This window comes from Pseudomonas emilianonis (assembly GCF_023072625.1).
Lineage (GTDB): Bacteria > Pseudomonadota > Gammaproteobacteria > Pseudomonadales > Pseudomonadaceae > Aquipseudomonas > Aquipseudomonas paraveronii.
On sequence record NZ_JAKNRV010000595.1, the window covers coordinates 1 to 2,010 of the forward strand.

The window sequence follows — 2,010 nt, forward strand, 5'->3', positions numbered from 1 at the left end:
GTCGAGGGCGAGACGTTTGCGGCGGCGCGCGAGCGCTTTGATCGGCAGGTGATTGCGGCGGCGCTCAAGGCCTGCGACGGGAATGTGGTGGACGCGGCCCAGCGCTTGGGGCTGGGCAGGTCGACCTTGTACAAGAAAATGGTCGCGCTGGGCCTGGCCACATCTCAATAAAGAGACACAAATCTCAATACAAAGACAATCCTTGTGGGAGGGGGCTTGCCCCCGATGGCAGTGCCTCAGTCAGCCTATTCTTTGCAGACCCACCGCTATCGGGGGCAAGCCCCCTCCCACCTTTGATCTGTTTTTGTCTCTAGATTGAGACTAAATCTGGAAAGTTTGTTCATGTGTACGTGAATATCTATGTTTTTCAATAGGTTATGAACATGGCACACATCTCGCTATAGCCTTCCTCCACAGCTTCACCCCACAAAAATAACAATCCGATGGAGACACACCATGAGTGTGATCATTGCCCTGGCGGCCCTCGCGCTGCTGATGCTGGCTGCCTACCGTGGCTATAGCGTTATCCTGTTTGCCCCCATCGCCGCCCTCGGCGCCGTCCTGCTCACTGACCCGTCCGCCGTCGCCCCTGCGTTTACCGGGGTGTTCATGGAGAAAATGGTCGGTTTCATCAAACTGTATTTCCCGGTGTTCCTGCTCGGTGCCGTGTTCGGCAAGCTGATCGAGCTGTCGGGTTTCTCGCGCTCCATCGTCGCTGCCGCGATCCGTTTGCTCGGCACGCGCCAAGCGATGCTGGTGATCGTGCTGGTCTGCGCCCTGCTCACCTACGGCGGCGTGTCGCTGTTCGTGGTGGTGTTTGCGGTGTACCCGTTCGCGGCGGAGATGTTCCGTCAGAGCGACATTCCCAAGCGCCTGATTCCGGCGACCATTGCCCTGGGTGCGTTCTCCTTCACCATGGATGCGCTGCCCGGCACGCCGCAGATCCAGAACATCATCCCCAGTACGTTCTTCAACACCACCGCCTGGGCCGCGCCGTGGTTGGGGCTGATCGGCACGGTCTTCGTGTTCTGCACCGGCATGCTCTACCTGGCGCGCCAGCGCAACAAGGCGCAACGGGCCGGTGAAGGCTACGGCACCGAGCTGCGCAACGAGCCGGAGACCGCCGAAAACCTGAGCCTGCCTAACCCCTGGATCGCGCTGTCGCCGCTGATCCTGGTGGGGGTGATGAACCTGCTGTTCACCCACTGGATTCCGCAGTGGTACGGCAAGACCCACAGCCTCAGCCTGGCGGGCATGAGCACGCCGGTGACCACCGAAATCGCCAAGCTCACTGCGATCTGGGCGGTGCAAGCGGCGCTGCTGGTGGGCATCGTCATGGTGCTGGTGTTCGGCTGGTCAGCAATCAAAAGCAAGCTCGCCGAAGGCAGTAAGAGCGCGGTCAGTGGTGCGTTGCTGGCGGCGATGAACACCGCTTCGGAATACGGCTTTGGTGCAGTGATCGCCTCGCTGCCGGGCTTTTTGGTGCTGGCGGACTGGCTCAAGGGCATCCCCAACCCGCTGGTCAACGAAGCGATCACCGTGACCCTGCTGGCCGGTATCACTGGCTCAGCGTCCGGCGGCATGAGCATCGCCCTGGCGGCGATGTCCGAGAGTTTTATTGCAGCGGCCCACGCGGCCAATATCCCGCTTGAGGTGCTGCACCGGGTCGCGGCCATGGCCAGCGGCGGCATGGACACCCTGCCCCACAACGGCGCGGTGATCACGTTGCTGGCGGTCACCGGGCTGACCCACCGCGAAGCCTACAAGGACATCTTCGGCATCACGATTATCAAGACCCTCGCGGTGTTCGTGGTGATCGGTACTTTCTACGCCACCGGCATTGTGTGAGGTTTCTATGACGAACTTGAATGGCAAGACCGCCCTGGTCACCGGCTCCACCAGCGGCATCGGCTTGGGCATCGCCTTGAGTTTGGCCGAGGCCGGCGCCAACCTGATCCTCAACGGTTTCGGCGACGCCAGCGCGGTGATCGCCCAGGTGCAGGCGTTCGG

3 protein-coding genes are annotated in these 2,010 nt (G+C 61.5%); all 3 read left to right on the forward strand.

Annotated features, from left to right (window positions below):
* Nucleotides 1–171, forward strand: a 171-nt coding sequence (locus tag L9Z73_RS29805; RefSeq protein WP_282598800.1) for a helix-turn-helix domain-containing protein, incomplete at its 5' end; no start/stop codon positions are given.
* Nucleotides 172–456: 285 nt separating this feature from the next.
* On the forward strand, nucleotides 457–1,848 hold the full coding sequence (locus L9Z73_RS29810) for a GntP family permease (RefSeq protein WP_247408507.1): 1,392 nt from the start codon (nucleotides 457–459) through the stop codon (nucleotides 1,846–1,848).
* A 7-nt stretch (nucleotides 1,849–1,855) separates the two neighbouring features.
* Nucleotides 1,856–2,010 (forward strand): SDR family NAD(P)-dependent oxidoreductase (locus L9Z73_RS29815; protein ID WP_247408509.1); only part of this gene is annotated, 155 nt, incomplete at its 3' end.